Origin of the sequence: Streptomyces sp., assembly GCF_035645055.1 — a bacterium.
In the GTDB taxonomy this organism is placed as follows: domain Bacteria; phylum Actinomycetota; class Actinomycetes; order Streptomycetales; family Streptomycetaceae; genus Streptomyces.
Genome location: NZ_DASQNH010000065.1, coordinates 78,393 through 98,274 on the forward strand (window position 1 = coordinate 78,393; position 19,882 = coordinate 98,274).

At 72.9% G+C, this 19,882-nt stretch carries 17 protein-coding genes and 2 pseudogenes; 5 read left to right on the top strand and 14 right to left on the bottom strand.

What is annotated here, in order from left to right; translation table 11 throughout:
- Nucleotides 1-302: 302 nt before the first annotated feature.
- The 7 genes from VE614_RS22095 to xylB all read right to left on the bottom strand — a co-directional run bounded on the left by VE614_RS22095 (nucleotide 303) and on the right by xylB (nucleotide 8,800).
- A complete protein-coding gene (locus tag VE614_RS22095) occupies nucleotides 303-788 on the bottom strand; it encodes a DUF1360 domain-containing protein (RefSeq protein ID WP_324939815.1) in 486 nt (161 codons plus the stop codon).
- A gap of 71 nt (nucleotides 789-859) precedes the next feature.
- Nucleotides 860-2,428, bottom strand: a complete 1,569-nt coding sequence (locus VE614_RS22100) for a flavin-containing monooxygenase (protein WP_324939818.1) — start codon at nucleotides 2,426-2,428, stop codon at nucleotides 860-862.
- 135 nt (nucleotides 2,429-2,563) lie between these two features.
- Complete coding sequence (locus VE614_RS22105) at nucleotides 2,564-3,775, bottom strand: cytochrome P450 (protein WP_324939820.1); 1,212 nt, start codon at nucleotides 3,773-3,775, stop codon at nucleotides 2,564-2,566.
- A 470-nt stretch (nucleotides 3,776-4,245) separates the two neighbouring features.
- Nucleotides 4,246-4,845, bottom strand: a complete 600-nt coding sequence (locus VE614_RS22110; RefSeq protein WP_324939823.1) for a peptidoglycan recognition family protein — start codon at nucleotides 4,843-4,845, stop codon at nucleotides 4,246-4,248.
- Between the two features lie 58 nt (nucleotides 4,846-4,903).
- On the bottom strand, nucleotides 4,904-5,923 hold the full coding sequence (locus VE614_RS22115; protein WP_324939826.1) for an acetamidase/formamidase family protein: 1,020 nt from the start codon (nucleotides 5,921-5,923) through the stop codon (nucleotides 4,904-4,906).
- Between the two features lie 208 nt (nucleotides 5,924-6,131).
- Nucleotides 6,132-7,340, bottom strand: coding sequence for an ROK family transcriptional regulator (locus VE614_RS22120; protein WP_324939827.1), 1,209 nt, complete (start codon nucleotides 7,338-7,340; stop codon nucleotides 6,132-6,134).
- A gap of 14 nt (nucleotides 7,341-7,354) precedes the next feature.
- Nucleotides 7,355-8,800 (bottom strand): xylulokinase, encoded by a 1,446-nt coding sequence (gene xylB, locus VE614_RS22125; protein ID WP_324939830.1) that lies wholly within the window; start codon nucleotides 8,798-8,800, stop codon nucleotides 7,355-7,357.
- 158 nt (nucleotides 8,801-8,958) lie between these two features.
- Here xylB and xylA point away from each other — a divergent pair, with 158 nt between their 5' ends.
- Nucleotides 8,959-10,125, top strand: coding sequence for a xylose isomerase (xylA, locus tag VE614_RS22130; RefSeq protein ID WP_324939833.1), 1,167 nt, complete (start codon nucleotides 8,959-8,961; stop codon nucleotides 10,123-10,125).
- A gap of 310 nt (nucleotides 10,126-10,435) precedes the next feature.
- Entirely contained in the window at nucleotides 10,436-10,768 is a 333-nt protein-coding gene (locus VE614_RS22135) for a hypothetical protein (protein WP_324939836.1), read from the top strand.
- A 309-nt stretch (nucleotides 10,769-11,077) separates the two neighbouring features.
- Here the strand turns inward: VE614_RS22135 and VE614_RS22140 are convergent, their stop codons facing one another.
- Both VE614_RS22140 and VE614_RS22145 read right to left on the bottom strand, forming a co-directional pair.
- Entirely contained in the window at nucleotides 11,078-12,370 is a 1,293-nt protein-coding gene (locus tag VE614_RS22140) for an SWF or SNF family helicase (RefSeq protein WP_324939840.1), read from the bottom strand.
- Nucleotides 12,367-15,231 carry a DEAD/DEAH box helicase gene (locus tag VE614_RS22145; RefSeq protein ID WP_324939844.1) on the bottom strand — a complete coding sequence of 955 codons (2,865 nt, stop codon included), beginning with the start codon at nucleotides 15,229-15,231 and terminating at the stop codon, nucleotides 12,367-12,369. Before VE614_RS22145 ends, VE614_RS22140 begins: the two co-directional genes overlap by 4 nt.
- A gap of 235 nt (nucleotides 15,232-15,466) precedes the next feature.
- Between VE614_RS22145 and VE614_RS22150 the strand changes: the two genes are divergently transcribed.
- The gene (locus VE614_RS22150; protein WP_324939847.1) at nucleotides 15,467-15,649 is read left to right on the top strand and encodes a hypothetical protein; all 183 of its coding nucleotides are present in this window, start codon (nucleotides 15,467-15,469) and stop codon (nucleotides 15,647-15,649) included.
- Nucleotides 15,650-15,765: 116 nt separating this feature from the next.
- Here VE614_RS22150 and VE614_RS22155 read toward each other — a convergent pair whose 3' ends face one another.
- Nucleotides 15,766-16,578: a hypothetical protein gene (locus VE614_RS22155; protein ID WP_324939850.1), complete on the bottom strand. Its 813-nt coding sequence runs from the start codon at nucleotides 16,576-16,578 to the stop codon at nucleotides 15,766-15,768.
- A gap of 137 nt (nucleotides 16,579-16,715) precedes the next feature.
- The gene (locus tag VE614_RS22160) at nucleotides 16,716-17,012 is read right to left on the bottom strand and encodes a hypothetical protein (RefSeq protein WP_324939984.1); all 297 of its coding nucleotides are present in this window, start codon (nucleotides 17,010-17,012) and stop codon (nucleotides 16,716-16,718) included.
- Nucleotides 17,013-17,111: 99 nt separating this feature from the next.
- Here VE614_RS22160 and VE614_RS22165 point away from each other — a divergent pair, with 99 nt between their 5' ends.
- A complete protein-coding gene (locus tag VE614_RS22165) occupies nucleotides 17,112-18,008 on the top strand; it encodes an oxygenase MpaB family protein (RefSeq protein WP_324939853.1) in 897 nt (298 codons plus the stop codon).
- On the opposite strand, the pseudogene VE614_RS22170 reads toward VE614_RS22165, so the two are convergent.
- Both VE614_RS22170 and VE614_RS22175 read right to left on the bottom strand, forming a co-directional pair.
- Nucleotides 18,003-18,455: pseudogene (locus VE614_RS22170) on the bottom strand (PadR family transcriptional regulator); the annotation flags it as partial. The gene VE614_RS22165 and the pseudogene VE614_RS22170 overlap by 6 nt on opposite strands.
- A 26-nt stretch (nucleotides 18,456-18,481) precedes the next feature.
- Complete coding sequence (locus tag VE614_RS22175; protein WP_324939856.1) at nucleotides 18,482-19,081, bottom strand: class I SAM-dependent methyltransferase; 600 nt, start codon at nucleotides 19,079-19,081, stop codon at nucleotides 18,482-18,484.
- A 134-nt stretch (nucleotides 19,082-19,215) separates the two neighbouring features.
- Here VE614_RS22175 and VE614_RS22180 point away from each other — a divergent pair.
- Nucleotides 19,216-19,407, top strand: a pseudogene (locus VE614_RS22180) (ATP-binding protein); the annotation flags it as partial.
- A gap of 28 nt (nucleotides 19,408-19,435) precedes the next feature.
- Here VE614_RS22180 and VE614_RS22185 read toward each other — a convergent pair.
- Entirely contained in the window at nucleotides 19,436-19,852 is a 417-nt protein-coding gene (locus VE614_RS22185; protein WP_324939859.1) for a PPOX class F420-dependent oxidoreductase, read from the bottom strand.
- Nucleotides 19,853-19,882 lie beyond the last annotated feature (30 nt).

A 19,882-nucleotide genomic window follows, 5' to 3' on the forward strand; every position in this document is an offset into this window, starting at 1 on the left:
GTTGTCCCGCACGCGCCCGCCGGTCAGCCGGCCGTCCTCGGTGACCCAGAGACCATGGGGCTGCGTCGCGGGCCGCCGGCCGACCCAGACCCGGTTGCCGTCCCCTGGGCGTCGGCATCGGTCACCGTCCGGCGCCGGTGATACCGGTCCGGGTGCCGGGACCGTCCGGCAGGTGGTGCGCCGCGCCGGGCGCCGGTGTGCCGTCGGGTCAGGCGGTCGGGGCACCCGCGGCGCCACGGGCCAGCCCCAGTGCCCGTCTCCGTGTTGCCGGTGAGCGACCGGCGGTGCCCAATCCCCGGGTGTCAGCCGTCGACGGCCTCCCGGGTCCCGGTCCAGGCGTACTGCAGCCAGTCCGCCAGGGTCACGGCGGTCAGCCCCGCGCAGACGAGCCGGGCGGGCCGCGGCGCCCACGCGTAGTAGCCGGTCAGGCCGGCGGCCACCCAGGCGGCCGTGCAGAACGGGCACGACACGAGGCTGCCGACCGCCTGCCGGGCGGTACCGCCCCGGGGCACGTCCGACACCTCGCTGCCGCCGCCCTCCCCGGCACGGCGGGTGAACGGCGCCCGCAGGAAACTGGTCACCTTGTCCCGGGTGAGCAGCCGTGCCGCCTTGAAGGTCGCCGTGCCCAGCAGCACCACGTCCCACGGCGGCACCCGTTCCGGCACCTGCCGCCCCAGGCGCCGGAACACCAGCGCGTACGTCGCCGCGCTCGCCGCGAACACGCCCGCGACACCGGCGTAGCCCGCCAGTGGTACCTCGCCCTGCTCGTCGTAGCGCCGATCGTCCACCGTGACCGCACCTCTCCTCGGGACCTCCCTGACCCGTCCCGAGTGCCCTGTGGTGGTGGTCGCGACACGTCTCAGTACGCGGGATCCGGCTTCATCAGGCCCATCGCGATCAGTGCGCGTGAGACCGCGCCGACCGCCATGGTCAGGACGATCCGGGAGACCGTGAACGCCGACGGCAGGCTCATGACGGTCCTGCGCGCGGTCCTGTGGTCGCTGTGCGGGCCGAACAGCCGGTAGACGTGCGGTGTCTGGGAGCCGCACCACAGCCGGAGGGCGAGCCGCGGATCGAGGACGAGGGCTGTACGCCACGGGGAACAGCCGATCACCTTCGCGAAATCGATCATGTAGTGGTTGTAGTGGACCAGGGTCCGCAGACCGGGGTTGCCGTGGAAGACCTCGTTCTCGTAGGCGGCCTGCCGCTCGATGAGCCCCTGGAGCCGGACCCGGTCCGGCAGCCGCTTCTTGCCGCTGCACAGCAGCGCGAAGTAGCGGCTCTGCATCTCGGAGCAGGCCGGAACGCCACCGGCGGCGGGCCGCGCCCACCCGACGAAGACCACACCGGCGCCCAGCTCCGGGTGGATCATGTGCTTGTACAGCCTGCGGACGTCGGTGACGTCGACGTCCTTCAGGATGCTGAAGTCCTCCGTGTAGCCCGTGTTCAGCATGATGGTGTCGATGGACTCCCGGCGGCCGTCCTCGAACACCACGTGGTCCTTGCCGAGCCGCTGGATGCCCGAGGCGTTGACCGTCAGCGTGCCGTCGACGATCCGGTGGACGAACGCGTCGTTCTTCGTCAGGAAGTGGTGGAAGAAGTCCTTGTTGTTCGCGTTCCACGCGGCCACCGCCCGGGCGGCGGCCGTCTTCCCCCGGGTCCGGTTCCGCTTCATCCCGAAGTGCATGATCGCGCCGGCGGCGGCCAGGGGCACCGAGTGCAGCAGGTGGGAGGTGTAGGCGTCGTTCGTGAACGGCCGGTCCCCGGGGTACCGCTCGACGATGGGCTGGTAGCGGCGCACGGACAGTGTGCAGCTCGCGGCCACCTGGGCGATCTCGTTCACGACGTCCGCGGCCGTCTCGCCGATGCCCACGCACAGCACGCGCTTGCCGCGGAACCGGTCGGCGTTGCGGTAGTGGGCCGAGTGCACGATCTCGCCCGTGAAGTCCTCCTGGCCGGGCAGGTCGATGTAGTTCGGGACACGGTGGGTTCCGGTCGAGATGACCACGGCGTCGAACTGGTGGGCGATCCGGCCCTCGGGGTCGTCCGCCGGGGCGACCTCGACGGTGTAGCCGCCGTTGTCGTTCCGCGACACGCTCAGCACATCGGTCCGGTACCGGATGGTGGGTTCGAGGCCGAACTTCTCCGCGAAGTCGAGCAGATACCGCCGGTACTCGCCCGCGGACCAGTAGCGCCGGTCCTGGCCATCGGGCGGCGGGAAGCTGGAGAAGGTCATCATGTAGTTGGAGATGGTCAGCATCGTGGAGTCGTAGGCACCCGCCTCGTCGGCCCCGACTCCCGCCCGGAACACGCCGCCGAGTTCGGCGCTGTGCTCGAAGCAGGTCACGGAATGACCTTCGTCCAGGAGTTCCTTGACCGCCACCAGACCCGATGGACCCGCGCCTATGACACAGACACTCTTCCTCATGCTCACCTCTCGACTTCGGGTGTTCTCGCGGACGGCAATGCGGATGGCAACCTCGTGGTGCCGCCGGGTTCACTTCTTCCGCGGAGGACTCCTCCGCGGCGGCCTCTTTCCGCGAGGACCTGTTCCGCGAGGGCGTCAGCGGCTCTCGAAGTGAACCGGCAGGCTCTCGTAACCGGTGAGGAAGTTCGAGTAGATCGGGCGGGGTGTCCCGCGCAGCTCCATCCGTGCGACGCGTTCCACCAAGGCGCTCAGCAGCGCCCGCAGCTCCCCCCGGCCGAGGTAGGCGCCCAGGCAGTAGTGCGGGCCGTGACCGAACGACAGGTGCCGGTTGGGCGAACGCGACAGCAGGAACCGGCGCGGCTGGTCGAAGACCGACTCGTCGTTGTTCGCCGAGATGTTCCACAGCGTGACGATGTCGCCGCTGCGCACCTTCTCGCCGCGGATCTCGAAATCCTCGACGGCGGTGCGCGCCAGGTGAATTCCCGGAGTCGCCCAGCGGATCACTTCCTCCACCGCGGACTCGAAGGAGACCTCTCCCGTCCGCAGCGCATGCCACTGATCGGGGTTCTCGATCAGCGCGAGGACCGCGCAGATCGCCGATATCCGGGATGTCTCGTCGCCGCCGAGAATGAGGCTGTAGCAGTTGACGGCGACTTCCTCGATGGTGAGGAGACGGCCTTCGACCTCCGAGGTCGCGAGCATGCTGATGACGTCGTCGCCCGGCTTGTCCCGGCGTTCCTGCGCCAACTCCATGAAATAGAGCACGATTTCGTTGCGGGCGCTGAGCGCGTCGAGTTCGCTGCTGTCGGCGTGACCCGACGACAGGGCCATCTTGTTCCACTGCAGCAGGTCACCGCGATCGGTGACCGGAATGGACAGCAGATCGCAGATCGTGTTCATGGGAATCTGCTCGGCGACCTCGGCGGCGAAGTCGAAGGTGTCCCTCTCGAGCACCGCCGACACCAGTTCGTCCGTGCGTTTGCGGACCTTCTCGACGACCTCGCCGAGGACCCGCGGCGTGAACGCGCTGAACATGAGGTTGCGCAGGCTGCGGTGGCGCGGACCGTCGGTGACGGCCAGCATGCTCCCCCCCGCGGAGTCGTCGCCGCGCAGCACGACGTCGAGGACGTTTCCCCTCGCCGAGGTGAGGGCCGCGGTGTGGTACAGCGACTGCACGTCCGCATACCGGGACACCACCCAGAACCCGGGACGGCGATCGGTGGCCTCGTGCCAGTAGACGGGACGTCGCGCACGTACGTCGCGCCAGAACTCGTGGATGTCGTTCTCGATGAAAGTGGCCGGATCGGTGAGGTCCAGGGAACGAACACTGAGAGCGGGCTGACTCATTGACTCAGAGTGACAGGGCCGTCCGACCCGCTGCCCGGATTCTTGCCAGTTCCTTTCGGCCAACCCTCCGGTGTGCCCGTCCACCACGCCCGACTCTCCCACTCGGGGCGCAGCGCGGTTGACCGCCTGCGGGAGCGGCGCCGGGCCGACGGCCCGGCGATGCTCCGGCCGGTCGGTGGGCAGCGCCTGTGATCCGCGATGACCTGCTGGTTCTCGCCGATGACGACGTGCCGGTCACCATTGTCCGGCGGGAGGGGCGGGCTGCCGCGCGCACCACGAGCGTCACCACGGGCCGCTCCGGGTACGACATCGGTCTCACGTCTCACCGGCTGGATCGCACCGCCCGCCCCTGTGCACCGGGCAACGAGGTGACGGATGAGCGCCGGGACCGTGCGACCCGACGCCACGTACCTGTGTCCGTGGCCCTCTCTCGGCTTCGCCCGAAGGGTTGTGGGTGCGGCGGGCGCCGGTCAGACGCGGTTGACCAGCCGCATGTACCGTCTCCAGTCCCAGTGCGGGCCCGGATCGGTGTGGTCGGAGCCCGGCACCTCGTAGTGCGCGATGATGTGCGCGCGGTCCTTGGGGATGCCGTACTTGCCGCAGATCGACGCGGTGAGCCGGGCCGACCGCTCGTAGAGGACGTCGGTGAAGCAACCGGGCCGGTCCACCCAGCCCTCGTGCTCGATGCCGATGCTGCGGGTGTTGTAGTCCCAGTTCCCCGCGTGCCAGGCGATGTCGGACTCGCGGACGCACTGCGCGAGACGGCCGTCGGCGGAGCGCACCACGTAGTGCGCGGACACTTGCTTTCTGCGGTTCTGGAAGACGCCCAGGGTGGTCGAGTAGGACGCCTGGGTGACATGGATGACCACGAAGTCGACCGGGTGGCTCACCGGACGGTTCGCCGGCGTGCAGTTGGCGGTGTGCGCCGGATGCCACGCGGCCGGCGGATGGTCGGGGGCCCGGGTCCGCGCGTCGGCCCGCGTCTCGGGCAGCAGCGCGTACGGGACGGCGGCGAGGGCGGCGCCTTGCAGCAGCCGTCGCCGGGTGGGGAGCGGTCGTGCCCGTTCCATGGGGGAGTGCCTTTCGAGTGCTCTGTGGGGCTCTGTGGGTGAGAGGTGATGCGCGGGCTCAACTCCGCAGCGTCGCCGCCGTCTCGCGCAGTCGGGCGTGCAGTCCGCGGTGAGTCTCGCGGGCCGGGAGCCATTCCTTGCGAAGCTTGGCCACGCAGGTGTAGTTCGTGTCGCACACATTGGCCAGCGGCGATTCCACGGCCTGGGTCGCGAACTGGTAGGCGTCCAGCTCGCTGAACCCGTAGTCACGGACCAGCCACCGCACCAGGTCCAGCTGGGATATCCGGAACGCGTCCTCCAGCGGACGGGCGGAGCCGGTGGAGATGATGTGGGTGTCCGACTCGATGCGCGGCCAGGGCGTGCGCAGGCCCTTGAGCAGTTCGACGATCACCACGGTGTTCATCGCGCACTCGACGGCCACCCCGCAGGTCTCGCCCTCGCCCTGCCGGGCGTGCCCGTCACCCAGGCTGAGCAGCGCTCCCTCGACGTTCACCCCGAGATAGCAGGTGACACCGGCCCGCATCTCGGGGGTGTCCATGTTGCCGCCGTGCGCGTCGGGCACGAGGGCCGAGCGGACCTCCAGACCGGCCGGGGCCACGCCCACCGTGCCGTGCATCGGGTCGAGGGGCAGCTCGATCTCGATGTCGCTGTCGTGTGCCCGGAACAGCGCGGTGCGGCGGGTCCGGTCGAGGTGCCAGATCCAGACGGTCTCCGGCAGCGGGGGCTGGAGGGTGGCCGTGGTGGACGTGGAGGTGAGCGCGCCGAACAGCGGCACGGTCGTCGACGCGGCCCAGTCCCGGGCCGGTTCGATCGACACGAAGTGCACCGCGACCGTGTCGCCCGGCTCGGCGCCCTCGATGTGGAACGGGCCGGTCTGCGGATTGAGGTACGGGAACTCGCACACCTCGGACACCAGGTCCTTCTCGGAGCGCACTCGCCCGGCGAAGCAGTCCTCGGTGTACAGATCGAGCACGGTGCCCGGCGCGATCCGGGCCACGGGCGGCACGCCGCCGAACGTCCAGGCGTACTCGCCCGGTTCGGGCCGTACCGTCAGAATGCGTGTCTGCTCTCCGGACATGAGCGTCCCCCGTCGACGATGAGTCCCTCGGTCGGCGCGATCCGCACACCGCCGTCGTCGCGGGACGGGACAGGACCGGTGCGGCTCGCGTGATTCACGGTACGGGGCTTGGCGGACGGGCAGAAGGGCCCGGCGATCTTCCGTGGACAAGCGCGCCGTTGTGGACAACTCGCTCACTCACACGGGTGATTGGCGTGCGCCGCCGGAGTCAGACCCGTCCCGCCACCGCCGCCGGATCGTCCAGCACCGCCCGGACCACCGAGTGCGCGGCCCCCAGCAGCGGGCCCTGTGGACCGAGCCGGGAGACGGAGACCGGGCAGGGCGGCCCCGCCGTGCGCCGGGCCAGTTCCGATCGCAGCGACGGCAGCAGCCAGGGCGCCAGTCCGGCCAGCGCGCCGCCCAGCACCACGCTCTCGGGGTCGAGCAGATTGACCGCCCCGGTCAGCGCGATCCCCAGCGCCTCTCCCGCGTCGCGCAGCGCCCGCCGTACGTCCTCGTCGCCCTCCTCGGCGCGACCGGCGAGCAGCCCGACCCGGTCCTCGCCCGGCTCCAGACCCGCCGCACGCAGCACCGCCTCCTCGCCGGCGTACTGCTCCAGACAGCCGCGCCCGCCGCATGCGCACTCCGGTCCGTCCGGGCGGACCGGCACATGGCCCAGCTCGCCCGCGAAGCCGCGCGTGCCGCGCAGCAGACCTCCGCCGACCACCACCGCCGCGCCGATGCCGATCTCGGCCGAGACGTGCAGGAAATCGGGAGGGGTGCCCTCCCCGAGCCAGAGTTCCGCCAGCGCGCCGAAGTTGGCCTCGTTGTCGACGGTCAGCCCGGCCTCGAAAGGCAACAGGGCGCCGAGGTCGATGTCGTGCCAGTCGAGGTTGGGGGCGCGGACGACCGTGCGGCCGTCGCGCGCCACAAGACCGGGCACGGCCACGGCGAGCCCCGCGGGCCACAGCCCCTCGCCCTCCGCCTCGGCGACGATCTGCCGGACGAGCCCGGTCAGCTCCTCGACCACCGGCTCGGCCGCGCGGCCGCGGTTGGTGCCGTGCCGCACCGCCCGGGCCCGTACCTCGCCGCGCAGGTCCACCACGCACACGGCGAGATGGTCGACGCCGATCTCCGCGCCGAGTCCGGCGGGCCCCTGTGCGCTGACCGCGAGCGCGGACCCGGGCCGGCCGACCCGGCCCGGACGCTCGGGTCCCAGTTCCCGCAGCAGGCCGGAGCGGATCAGCTCGTCGACGAGTGTGGACACCGCCGCCCGGGTCAGCCCGATGTGCGAGGCGACGGCCGCCCGGGACAGCGGCCCCTCGGCACTGACGGTGTGCATCACCCGGGCGAGGTTGCGGCGGCGCATGCCCTGCTGGGTGTCGGGCAGCGCGCGCCTGGGACCGGCCGGGTGGGTCTCGTGCAGCGGTACGGTCATGCCTCCGTCCGTCCTCAGCGGCTCTGCGGGCTCCGCTCCAGCAGCGGTGCCGCGTCGGAGAGTACCCCGGCGATCCTGGTCAGCGTCTCCTGGTCCCGCTCCACGGCCTCCAGCACCGGCCCGCGCGCGGTGTCCCAGCGGCGCGCCACCGCGGCCGGATCCTCGCCGGTCAGCAGCCCGGCGGCCTGGGCCGCGGCGCCGAGCGCGACCAGCTCCTTCGCCTCGGGCACCTGGACCGGGCGTCCCGAGAGCCGCCGTACGGTCTGCTGCCAGGCCGCGCCACGGGCGCCGCCGCCGATCAGCAGCAACGGGGCCGAGGGGTCCGCGTCCTCGTCGAGGACCAGGTCGAGCGCCCCCAGCAGCGAGTGCACGGCGCCGTCGTACGCGGCCTGGAGCAACTGCCCGGCGGTCGTGTCGTGCCGCAGACCGTGCAGCAGCCCGGAGGCGTGCGGCAGGGCCGGGGTGCGCTCGCCGTCCAGGTACGGCAGCAGCGTCGCGGTCGTGCCGGGCTCGACGGCCTCGCGGTCCAGGCCCAGCAGCGCGGCGACGCGGTCGACGGCGAGGGTGCAGTTCAGGGTGCAGGCCAGCGGCAGCCAGTCGCCGCGCGCGTCGGCGAAGCCCGCGACGGTGCCGGTCGGGTCGGCGGGCCGGTGCCGCGAGACCGCGTACACCGTGCCCGAGGTGCCGAGGCTCAGCACCGGCGTCCCCGGGCGCAGTCCGAGTCCCAGCGCGGCGGCGGCGTTGTCGCCGGTGCCGGCCGCGACCAGAGTGCCCTTGGAGAACGGCAGGTCGTGGCTGTCCCGCACGGTCCCGGCCACCTCGCCGGGCCGCACCACGCGGGGCAGCAGCGCCGGGTCCAGACCGACATGGGCGAGGATCTCGGCGTCGTACGACTCGTTGCCCGACGCCCACCAGCCGGTGCCGGAGACATCGCCGCGGTCGGTCGTGCCCTGACCGGTGAGCCGTTCGGTGAGGTAGTCGTGCGGGAGGCGCACCGCCGTCGTGGCGCGGACCGCCTCCGGCTCGTGCTCGGCGAGCCAGGCCCACTTGGTCACCGTGAAGGACGCGGCAGGGACGGACCCGGTGCGCTCGGCCCAGAACTTCGCGCCGCCCAGCTCCTCGGTCAGCCGGCGGGCCTGCGGCGCCGAGCGGACGTCGTTCCACAGCAGCGCGGGGCGCACCGGTTCGCCCCGCTCGTCCAGGGTGACCAGGCCGTGCTGCTGCCCGCCGATGGACACGGCCGCGGCCTCGCGGGCGGCGTCACCGCACTGGCGCAACGCCTCGCACAGGGCGTCCCACCACTGCCGCGGGTCGCTCTCGCGTCCCGCTCCGGTCGTGACGGTGTGCGGCGCCTGGCCGCTCGCCACGACCTGCCCGGTCGCCGCGTCGACGACCAGCGCCTTGGTGGACTGCGTGGACGTGTCCACGCCGACGACGAGCGGACCCTCGGCTGCTGACATCGGGGCTCTCCCTCTTCCGCGGCTCAGCGGAGATATGTGGTGGATTGTGACCCGTTGCGATCGGGGACACCTTGTCTCTTCCCAGAGACGCGACCGCATACTAATTTGTAAAGCGCCATGACGAAATAGTCAGCAGCAAACGAGCAAGGAGCCGCGGCATGAGCTACCAGCCCACCCCCGAGGACAGGTTCACCTTCGGCCTGTGGACCGTCGGCTGGCAGGGAAGGGACCCGTTCGGCGACGCCACGCGCGGCGCCCTCGACCCGGTCGAGACGGTGCAGCGCCTGTCGGAGCTCGGCGCCTACGGCGTCACCTTCCACGACGACGACCTGATCCCCTTCGGGGCCTCCGACGCCGAGCGCGAATCGCACATCAAGCGCTTCCGCCAGGCTCTGGACGCCACCGGCATGACCGTGCCGATGGCCACCACCAACCTGTTCACGCACCCCGTGTTCAAGGACGGCGCGTTCACCGCCAACGACCGCGACGTGCGCCGCTACGCGCTGCGCAAGACCATCCGCAACATCGACCTGGCGGTCGAGCTGGGAGCGAAGACGTACGTCGCCTGGGGCGGCCGCGAAGGAGCCGAGTCCGGCGCCGCCAAGGACGTGCGCGACGCCCTCGACCGCATGAAGGAGGCCTTCGACCTCCTCGGCGAGTACGTCACCTCCCAGGGCTACGACCTGCGCTTCGCCATCGAGCCCAAGCCGAACGAGCCGCGCGGCGACATCCTGCTGCCCACCGTCGGCCACGCGCTCGCGTTCATCGAGCGCCTGGAGCGGCCCGAGCTGTACGGCGTCAACCCGGAGGTCGGGCACGAGCAGATGGCCGGGCTGAACTTCCCGCACGGCATCGCGCAGGCCCTCTGGGCCGGCAAGCTCTTCCACATCGACCTCAACGGCCAGTCCGGCATCAAGTACGACCAGGACCTGCGCTTCGGCGCCGGAGACCTGCGCTCCGCCTTCTGGCTGGTCGACCTCCTGGAGAACGCCGGTTACACCGGCCCCCGCCACTTCGACTTCAAGCCGCCGCGTACCGAGGACCTGGACGGCGTGTGGGCCTCCGCCGCCGGCTGCATGCGCAACTACCTCATCCTCAAGGAGCGTTCGGCCGCCTTCCGCGCGGACCCCGAGGTCCAGGAAGCCCTGCGCGCCGCCCGCCTGGACGAGCTGGCCCAGCCGACGGCGGACGACGGCCTGCAGGCGCTGCTCGCCGACCGGTCGGCGTTCGAGGAGTTCGACGTCGACGCCGCCGCCGCGCGCGGGATGGCCTTCGAGCGGCTGGACCAGCTGGCCATGGACCACCTGCTGGGCGCACGCGGCTGACCACCCGGCCGGCCGGATGGCCGGCCGAGGCCCCCCGTGCGGAATGCCGCGCGCCCATGCCGCTGGCGCCGCGGTCCGATGTCGCGGAATCATGTGGTCCATGGCATGAGTCCGTGCCGGACCCCGCGCGGGGGTCGCCTCACGGCCGGTCCGGCGGGAGGCTGGTGGAATGGCCATGCCGCCCCCACCGCCTCAGCCGCCCGGCCCACCGGCCGGCGCGCCGCCCCCTGACGGTTTCGGACCGCCTCCCGGGGGCCCCGAGCCTCCGGCGCGGCGGCGCACCGCGCTCCTGCTGGCCCTGGCCGCTCTCGTGACCGTCGCCATCGTCGCCGCGGTCCTGCTCGTGGCCTCGGACGGCGACGGGCTGCCGGACGGCGAGGCCTCCGCCGAGCCCGGCACGAGCACGAGCCGCTCCCCGGCGCCGTCCCTCGGTCTTCCGAGCGAGCTGCCCACCGGTGTGCCGTCCCTGCCGTCGGGCTTCCCCAGCGAGCTGCCGAGCGGCCTCCCGAGTGACCTGCCGAGCGGCCTCCCGAGTGAGTTGCCGAGCGGCTTCCCGAGTGAGTTGCCGAGCGGCTTCCCCAGCCACTTTCCCAGCGGTCTGGAATCGCTGATCCCGTCCTTCGGCGAGGGGGATCTGCCGTAGCGCGGGGACTGGACGCGCGATCACCGCACGACATGGCGTCGGCCGGGTGACCGAGACTCGGCCGTGTGCCCGGGCGCCGGCCAGGCGATCACACGGCGGCGGCCGTATGCCGTCTACGGCCGCCGCCATGCTCAGCCCTCGCCGCCGGACCCATGCCCTCACGCGGGGGCCAACAGCCCGGTGGTGGCCCACATCCCGCTGGGGTCACCCCCTGGCCAGGGGATCCCGACTTGCCCGGGCCTCACGTCGCTGCGGGCCCGTACCGCGCCGGGGTTCGCGCCACCGCCCGCGGGGGCACGCCCAAGCCGGTCAGCAAGCCCCTTCCTCCGGTCGGGCCTGGGCCGAGGCCAGCGCGGTCGCGGGGTCCAGCGCCGGGCCGCCGGCCGGGATCCAGCGGCCGCGTTCCTGGCGATACGGCCACCAGCGGCCGTCGCGGCCCAGGCGCAGCTGGCTGGGCGCGCCGACGACCGTCCAGCGGTTGCCCCGCGCGCGCAGCGGCGGCCGATCGTCCTCGTCCCAGGCCGATTCCAGGGCCGCACGCGCGCGTGCGAGGGCGTCACCCTCGACCGCCCACTCCTCCTCGAGCACCGACAGAGCGGCCACCCCACCCTGTTCCCAGGCCCGTACGGCGGCCGACAGTTCCTCCCGGCCGCGCCCCGAGCCGTCCGCCAGCCGCTCGAGGATCGCCCGCTCGGGCCCTCCGGCGGCCAGCCGGACCGCGTCCTGAACGACCGGCAACTCCGGTTCCCGGGAGTCCTCCTCGGCCCTCAGGGCGTCGGCCAGCATACGGTGTGCCGACGCGGCGGCCCGGGCGGCCAGGAACTCGAGGGCCGCCGGGTCGATCCCCGGCGCGGGCGAGGCCTCGGTGTCCAGCGACGGCGGCAGTCCGGGTTGCTCGGGCAGCTCGGGCAGGGCGGGCAGCGGCGGCAGGATGTCGCCGGCGGCGTACGCCTCGGCGGCGTCCACCCCGGCCGCTTCCGAAGGCTCCTCCGCCGATGCCGACCTCGACGTCGACGTGGTCGCCCGCGCGGTACCGCGCGCCTGAAGATCGCCGATGAGAGCCCGTTCGCCACGCCCCCGCAACAGCAGCAGGACGAAGGGGTCCTCGTCGAGCAGCCGAGCCATCTGATAGCAGAGCGCGGCTGTGTGCCCACAGTGGTCCCAGGCGTCGCAGTCGCACGCCGGTTCGAGATCGCCCAGCCCCGGGAGCAGTTCGATGCCCGCCACCGCCGCGTCCTCGACGAGGTGCGGCGGCATCTCCCGGTCGACCAGCGCCGCGACATGCCCGGCGCGCTCGACGGCCAGCTCCAGGAAGCGGTCCCACTGCTCGGCGGACAGCTCCTCCAGCAGGACGTCGGCCCGGTACGCGGTGCCGTCGCGGTCCTGGACGACGGCGGTGATGCGGCCCGGCCGCACCGACACCGCGCCCACGGCTCCCGCGCGCGCGAGCCGGCGGCCCGTCTTGACCTGCCCGCCGTCCAGCGCCGTGTCCTCCAGAGCCTTGAGCCAGGCCTGGCCCCACCAGGTGCGGGCGAAACCGCGCCCCGGCGCGGGCGGCAGGGCGGCGAAGGTGCGCTCGGTGTCGTTCCGGTTCCGGTTCATCGGGTGCTCCCTCGCAGTTCCACCAGGTCGGCCAGCTCGGCGTCCGTCAGCTCCGTGAGCGCGGCCTCGCCGGAGCCGAGCACCGCGTCGGCCAGCTCCCGTTTGCGGCTCAGCATCTCGGCGATGCGGTCCTCGATCGTGCCCTCGGCGATCAGCCGGTGCACCTGCACGGGCCGGGTCTGCCCGATGCGGTACGCGCGGTCGGTGGCCTGGGCTTCCACGGCGGGGTTCCACCAGCGGTCGTAGTGCACGACGTGCTCCGCGCGCGTGAGGTTGAGTCCGGTGCCCGCAGCCTTCAACGACAGCAGGAAGACCGGGACCTCACCGTCCTGGAAGCGCCGCACCATCGCCTCCCGCCCGGGCACCGGCGTCCCGCCGTGCAGGAACTGCGAGGGCACGCCCCGCGCGGCCAGATGCCGCTCGATCAGCCGCGCCATCGCCACGTACTGCGTGAAGACCAGGACACCCGCGTCCTCGGCGAGGATGGTGTCGAGCAGTTCGTCCAGCAGCTCCAGCTTTCCGGAGCGTCCGGCGATCCTCGGGCGCTCCTCCTTGAGGTACTGCGCCGGGTGGTTGCAGATCTGCTTCAGCGCGGTCAGCAGTTTCACGATCAGCCCGCGCCGCGCCATGTCGTCGGCGCCCGCGATCTCCGCGAGCGTCTCGCGCACCACCGCCTCGTACAGAGCCGTCTGCTCCGGTGTGAGCGACACCGCGCGGTCCGTCTCCGTCTTCGGCGGCAGCTCCGGCGCGATCCCGGGGTCGGACTTGCGGCGGCGCAGCAGGAAGGGGCCTACCAGCCGGGACAGCCGCTCCGCGGCGGCCGGGTCCCGGCCGCTCTCCACCGCCTGCGCGTACCGCGCGCGGAAGGTGCCCAGCCGGCCCAGCAGTCCCGGGGTGGTCCAGTCGAGGATCGCCCACAGCTCGGAGAGGTTGTTCTCCACGGGAGTGCCGGTGAGCGCCACGCGCGCGCGTCCGCCGATGGAGCGCAGGGCCCGCGCGGTCGCCGCATACGGGTTCTTCACGTGCTGGGCCTCGTCGGCCACCACCAGGCCCCAGGGCACCTCGGCCAGCCGGCGGGCGTCCAGGCGCATAGTGCCGTAGGTGGTGAGCACGAACTCGCCGTCGGCCAGAGCGTCCAGGTCGCGCCGGGCCCCGTGGAAGCGGCGCACGGGCGTGCCCGGCGCGAACTTCTCGATCTCGCGCTGCCAGTTGCCCATCAGGGACGTGGGACAGACGACCAGGGTCGGACCGGCCGTCGAGAGGTCGCTCTGCCGGTGCAGATGCAGGGAGATCAGCGTGATGGTCTTGCCGAGGCCCATGTCGTCGGCGAGGCAGCAGCCCAGTCCCAGAGAGGTCATCCGGGCCAGCCAGTTCAGACCGCGTCGCTGGTAGTCGCGCAACTCGGCGGCGAGGGCGGCGGGCTGGGCGACCGGTTCCTGGCCCTCCGGGGCGGCGAGCCGTTCGCGCAGCCCCGCCAGCCAGCCCGTGGCCCGTACCTCGACCCGGCGCCCGTCGACCTCCGTGGAGCCCGTCAGCGCCGCGCCCAGCGCGTCGATCGGCGTCACCTTGCGGTCCTGCCGGTCACGGGCCCGGCGCGCCTGATGGGGGTCGATGAGCACCCACTGGTCGCGCAGCCGGACGACCGGGCGGCTCGCCTCGGCGAGGCGGTCCAGTTCCTCCCGGGTCAGCCGCTGGTCACCGAGCGCGAACGACCAGCTGAACGCGAGCAACGCGTCGGCGGACAGGAATGACGGCGTGTCCGAGGAGATCCTGCCCCCGGTGCCCGGCTCGTCGTCCGGCGGACCGACGACCGCGTGGGTGGTCAGGCCGCGGGCCAGCTCCCGGGGCCAGTGCACGTCGACCCCGGCCGCCGCGAGCGCCGCCGCGCCCTCGCCCAGCAGCTCGGTGATCTCCTCGTCCGCGAGGTCCACGGCGTCCGGCACGGCGGCCGAGAGCAGCGGGCCGAGCGCCGGCCAGGCGCGGGCCGCGCGGCGCAGCGCCACGAGGGCGTCCATCCGCGCGCGCGGGCCGAAGGCACGGCCCGAGGTGTCCGTGGCGGCCCACACGTCGGCCGCGTCCGCGACGAGGGAGGGGTCGCTCACCAGGTGTACCTGCGGCACCGCGCGGAAGGCGGGCCTCGCCCGCTCCGGCGCGTCCGTCAGCCCCGTCACCTCGATCCGCAGCGAGATCCGCACCCCCGCGTCATGGCCCGCGGCGACATCGGCGGCCCAGGCGCGCTGCTCGGGCAGATACTGCGGCTCCCGTCCCGCGTACGCCGGTCCGCCGGTGACGAGCGGCGCGGCGGGGGAGCGGGGCAGTGTGTCGGCGACGGCGTCCAGGAAGGCCCGCAACAGCCGCTCCTGGTCGGGCAGCCGCGGCGGCTCCGCGTGGTCCACCGGCACGGAGTGCGCCTCGGGCGGCATCGCGGCGGCGAGCCGCCGGACCTGTTCGATCTCCTCCGCGCGCAGCGGACCGGTGCGCCATGCGTCGTGATCGCTCGCGGAAAGGCCGGGCAGCAGCAGGCCCCGCGCGGTGAACCTCAGGGCGAGAAGGGCCGCCGCCCCCCAGAACACGGCCGCCCGGTGCCCCTGCCCGGTGACACGCGCGCGGGTGAGGACGGGCAGGGACAGGCGCAGCGGCAGGACCACGGCGGGCACGGTGACCCGCTCGACGCCACCGCCGTCGGGCAGGACGACGACCAGATCCGTGACGGTGCCCGCGGCGACATCCGGCGGTGCCTCGCCGCCGGGCCGCCAGAAGGCGACGCCACCGGCGCGGGCCGGGTCACCGGGTACGAACACCGCGCAGCAGCGGGCAAGTTCGGGGATCTCGGAGGAGGTTGCCGGGGAAATCCTCTGCACAGCGCGTCGCATTCCTCAAATTTGACTACCGGGTTTGGAGTCGCCGAGGGTACAGCACCGCATCGGCCGGCTCGGCATGAGAAGGTTGTGACCTGAGTCACTGAGCGGGGAAGGCTTCGGGATGCCCTAAGGGACGGGCGTCAGGGATGTCTCAGGGGCGCGGCTCGGAACCGTCGGCGGCGCGGGGCCGTTCTTCCGGCAGAGAGCGGCAGTGGCCGCGAAGGAGGCGACTCATATGTCGAAGAACGCGAAGATCGCCGCAGGGGGTGTGGCGGTTGGTCTTCTTCTGCTGATCTGGCTGCCCTGGTGGGCGGCGCTGCTGATCGTGCTGGGCGTCCCCGCCGCCGCGTACGTCGCACTGGACCCCGCACAGCGGCGCCGCCTGCGCCGTGCCACCCGCAAGGAGCTCGGCCGCTAGCCACCGGCTCCCCACCAACCCCCGAATGCGCCGGGTGGCGCGTGCGCCCGACGGCTCACACCGTGTGGCGGACACGAGCCCGGTCCGCCACGCGATGCCCCTACGGCCCGGCGCGCTCAGCTCGGGCGTACGGCCATCCTGTCCAGGGCCTCCAGGAGCCCCGGCAGCTCCGGCCCGCGCCCCACCGGCAGGACCTCCCCGGGCATCTCGTCCAGCAGCACGAACGCGATGTCGTCGGTCCTGGCCACCAGGGACCAGCCCGGACCGTCGGCGCGCAGCGTCCGCGCGTCGCCCGGGGCGAAGGACGACCGGACCCGGCCCAGGGGCGGTGGCGTGGCCACGTACGCGCGTGCCTCGGCGAGCACCCGCCGCACACCGCCGTGCCCGCCTCCCCGCTCTCCCTCCCCGGCGCCGCCGGGGGTCGTGAACTCGGAGTCGTCGAGCTGCTCCCTCCACTGCGCCCACTGGAGGGCTATCTCGTCGGCCCCGAGCCGCCGCTGGGCGGGACCCCACGTGCTGGTGTCGGGCGGAGTCAGCGGTGGACGGTCGGCCAGGTCGGGGCCGGGGTCATGCGGCGCGGGCACTCCGGGCGCCGCCACCGCGAGCGCGAGGGGCCACCCGGGCAGGGCGGCGACCACGCTGCGCTCGTCCGGCGAAAGGTCGTACTCCATGCCGCAGTCCCAGGAGGCGATCGCGACGGCCACCAGGGACACGTCGTCGGTGACCACCGTCCACCGCGCGCCCTCGCCGTCCTGGCCCAGCACCAGGCCGTACCCGTCGGCCAGCGGCGGGAGGCCGAGCGCCGCGCAGGCCTCCGGGTAGTCGTCGCCGAGCACGCTCGGGAACTTGGCCGGTGTCAGCAGCACCGCCGTGAGCACATACAGCGCGTCGTCCGCGGCGGCGACGGCATCCTCGTCCATCCCGGCCATCACAGCCTCCCCAGGGGTTCGTCCAACGGCGCGCACCCTAGTGCGCCCGGGAGCCGCTTGTCACGACTCCATCGACCGCGCGGAACCGCGGTGATCCGGTGGAGACCGGACGAAACGGCCACCTCGGGCCGCGGGCGTCAGGCCGCCGGCAATCCCAGCAGATCGCGGGCGACGGTCTGCGGCGACTCGCCGCGCTCCCGCGCGAGCGCGATCACCGCACGGCACGCCAGCTCGTTCACCCCGAAGGACAGCGCCTCCGGCGACACCCAGCCCGCCGCCTCGTCGCTCCGCTCCTGGTCGTCCTCCGCGCAGGCCGACACATACACGGCTGCCGCCTCGAAGAGGTTGTGCGTGCGTGTGTCACGGCCGGCACTCCGCTCCTCCCGCGCGGCGCCCTGAAGTTTCCCCCATGCCTGGCATACCTTGCCGAACATGCCGACCACCTTCCCCCCTGTGAGGGTGTGCGTCACTGATCGTCTCAAACACTGTTGCACAACGTAGAGTTGGAACTTCGGCGGCAGAAGGGGGGCGCAGTGAAGCGATTCGCGCGGCTCGAGCAGATCCGGCGGATGGATCCGCGCGAGGAGGCGACGGCGATCCTCCGGCTCACATCGGCGTACGAGTTCCCATGGGACTACACCCGCGCACTGGAGCTGGCGCTGTACCGCACCTACGCCGTGCCGAGCATCGGCCGGCTGCTCGCCGAGACCGCCGAACTGACGGACCGTACGCAGAAGCGGTACGACGACACCTCGCTTCTGCTCGACGCCGTCGTGGAGCACGGCTTCGACAGCACAACCGGCCGTACGGCGGTCCGCCGCATCAACCGGATGCACCGCTCCTACGACATCAGCAACGACGACATGCGGTACGTGCTGTGCACGTTCGTCGTGATGCCCAGGCGGTGGATCGACGCCTACGGGTGGCGGAGGCTGTCCCGGCACGAGATCTCCGCCTTCGCGGTGCACTACGGCGCCCTGGGGCGCCACATGGGCATCAAGGGCATCCCGGAGACCTACGAGGAGTTCGAGGCCTGCCTCGACGACTACGAGGCCGCCCACTTCGACTGGGACGAGGCGGGGCGCCGGGTCTCGGACGCCACGCTCGACCTGATGGCCTCCTGGTATCCGCGCCCTCTGGCGCCCGTGCTGCGCACCGGCATCCTGGCGCTGCTCGACGACCCGCTGCTGCGGGCCTTCCGCTATCCGGTGCCGAGCCCCGGCACGCGCGCGCTGGTACGTCGTGCGGTGCGCCTGCGGGGCCGGGCCGTCCGGCTGATGCCGCCGCGGCGGTCCCCGCACTTCGCCCGGCAGAACCGGGAGATCAAGGGCTATCCGGACGGCTATCGGCTGGCCGACCTGGGCACCTGGCCGACGCCGGGGGTGCGTGGCTGCCCGGTGCGGCACGGTGGCGGGTCGGTCGCCGAGTGACGTCAACGTGGCGCGCAGCCATTTGAGTTCTGCCCGGGACGTGGCGCGCGCGATGGTCAGGATGCCCTGCCGGAACGGGTCGTCCAGATCCTCGGCGGCGAGCGGCCGGTCACCGTCGTAGAAGAAGCTCGCGGGCTCCTCCAGGAAGGACAGCCTGCGGCGCAGTACGGCCGCCTGCGCGTCGGCGTCGTCCAGGTGACGGAGGAAGGCGAGCACCGTGAACCAGCGGTTCTCGTCCGTGATGTCGCGCCGCGCGGGCTCCGCCAGCCGGTGGCGCAGATCCCGCCGACCCTCGTGGGTCAGGGACAGCACGTGCCGCGGGGCGGCCACCGCCCCGGGCTCCATGGCGCGTACCAGGAGACCGGCCCGCTCCAGTCGCTTGATCGCGGGATACCGGGTGCTCTCCGCGACCGGCCGCACATGCCCCGTCAGCGCGGTGATGCTCCTGTGACGGCCCGGTCGTCCCCGACGGCTCAGTCCTCGCGTACGGCGAGCACCAGGAACCGGTCGTCCTCGTCGACGTACGACGTCATGCGCCAGCCCGAGGCGGCGAGCAGCGGGCGGAGGTTGGGCTCCGCGCGGAGGTCGTCCGGGGTGATCTGCCGCCCGTGACGGGCCGCCAGCGCTGCGCGGCCGATCGGATGGAAGAGGGCGAGCAGGCCGCCCGGGCGCACCACGCGAGCCAGCTCCCGCAGATCGGCGGCCGGGTCGGGCAGGTGAGCAATCAGGCCCGCCCCGAAGACCGCGTCCAACACCCCCGTCCGCAGGGGGAGCGCGGCCACGTCGGTGAGCAGCAGCCGCCCGTGCCGGTCCCGGCCGGCCCGAACGGCGGCCTCCAGCATCGCCGGAGTGAGATCGGCCCCCACCACCACCCCTGACGGGCCCACGGCCGCGCGCAGCGGCGGCAGCGCGCGTCCGGTGCCGCAGCCCGCGTCGAGGACGCGGTCGCCCGGACGCAGCCCCAGTTCGGCGACCGCGGCCGCGTAGGCCGGGCCGTCGTCGGGGAACCGGCTGTCCCAGTCGGCGGCGCGGGAGGTGAAGAACTCCTGGACGTGCGTACGGTCGTCGCTCATGTTCCGCATGATCCCTCACCGAGGCGGACGACGCCTCGGCGCACCCGTTCGAGCGGGAGGCGGGCGTTCAGGTACACCTGCGCGCCACATTCCAGCACCTTTCGAGAATGCGCCCCTGTGTGCGCCTGTGCCCCGCCGTCAACTGCTTCGTGGGCGCCCGCACCTGCGGCGCCCACGATGTCTGCCGCGCGCTCGACCTCGACCAGGGCACCCCCGTGGTGCTGTGCGGCGCCCGTGACCGCGACTCCGGCACGGAGGTGCTGATCCGGCTCGTCGAGTACGCCGGGCGGATGCACGCCACCCGGCTGCTCGACTCCGTCGGCTGACCCGTGCTCCCCGGCCGCGGGGACGGAGTCAGTCGGCCACGCCCCGTTCCGCGAGGACCTTGTCGATGGTCACCCGCACCAGAAGTTCACCGGGTACGCCGTTGCGCGCCCCGAACTCCTCGGCGCGGTCCTCGCCCATGTACCCGGCCCCGATCCGGGCCGCCCAGTGCCGCAGCTCGACCGGGTCCTCCACGAGCCGGGCGCGGCCCCGCGGCACCACGTAGGCGTAGGGCGGCCGGTCGTCGTCGTCACAGAGGACGATCCGGCCGTCGCGGGCCAGATTGCGCCCCTTCACGCTGTCCTTGCCGGTGTCGAACACCACCTCGTCGCCGTCCAGCAGAAACCAGACGGGTGTCACATGCGGACTCCCGTCGTCCCGGACGGTCGACAGCTTTCCGGTGCGGGCACCGCGCGAGACGAACTCCCGCCATTGGCCGTCGGTCATCTTCTGTGCATGCCTCCCCTCCTCCTTGCC

Bases quoted from the DNA above. Each gene is read 5' to 3' on its own strand.
- VE614_RS22100 (WP_324939818.1), bottom strand. From the start codon at position 2,428: ATGAGGAAGAGTGTCTGTGTCATAGGCGCGGGTCCATCGGGTCTGGTG.
- VE614_RS22185 (WP_324939859.1), bottom strand. From the start codon at position 19,852: ATGACCGACGGCCAATGGCGGGAGTTCGTCTCGCGCGGTGCCCGCACC.
- xylB (WP_324939830.1), bottom strand. From the start codon at position 8,800: ATGTCAGCAGCCGAGGGTCCGCTCGTCGTCGGCGTGGACACGTCCACG.
- VE614_RS22155 (WP_324939850.1), bottom strand. From the start codon at position 16,578: ATGGCCGGGATGGACGAGGATGCCGTCGCCGCCGCGGACGACGCGCTG.
- VE614_RS22140 (WP_324939840.1), bottom strand. From the start codon at position 12,370: ATGAACCGGAACCGGAACGACACCGAGCGCACCTTCGCCGCCCTGCCG.
- VE614_RS22150 (WP_324939847.1), top strand. From the start codon at position 15,467: ATGTCGAAGAACGCGAAGATCGCCGCAGGGGGTGTGGCGGTTGGTCTT.
- VE614_RS22105 (WP_324939820.1), bottom strand. From the start codon at position 3,775: ATGAGTCAGCCCGCTCTCAGTGTTCGTTCCCTGGACCTCACCGATCCG.
- VE614_RS22175 (WP_324939856.1), bottom strand. From the start codon at position 19,081: ATGAGCGACGACCGTACGCACGTCCAGGAGTTCTTCACCTCCCGCGCC.
- xylA (WP_324939833.1), top strand. From the start codon at position 8,959: ATGAGCTACCAGCCCACCCCCGAGGACAGGTTCACCTTCGGCCTGTGG.
- VE614_RS22120 (WP_324939827.1), bottom strand. From the start codon at position 7,340: ATGACCGTACCGCTGCACGAGACCCACCCGGCCGGTCCCAGGCGCGCG.
- VE614_RS22160 (WP_324939984.1), bottom strand. From the start codon at position 17,012: ATGTTCGGCAAGGTATGCCAGGCATGGGGGAAACTTCAGGGCGCCGCG.
- VE614_RS22115 (WP_324939826.1), bottom strand. From the start codon at position 5,923: ATGTCCGGAGAGCAGACACGCATTCTGACGGTACGGCCCGAACCGGGC.
- VE614_RS22110 (WP_324939823.1), bottom strand. From the start codon at position 4,845: ATGGAACGGGCACGACCGCTCCCCACCCGGCGACGGCTGCTGCAAGGC.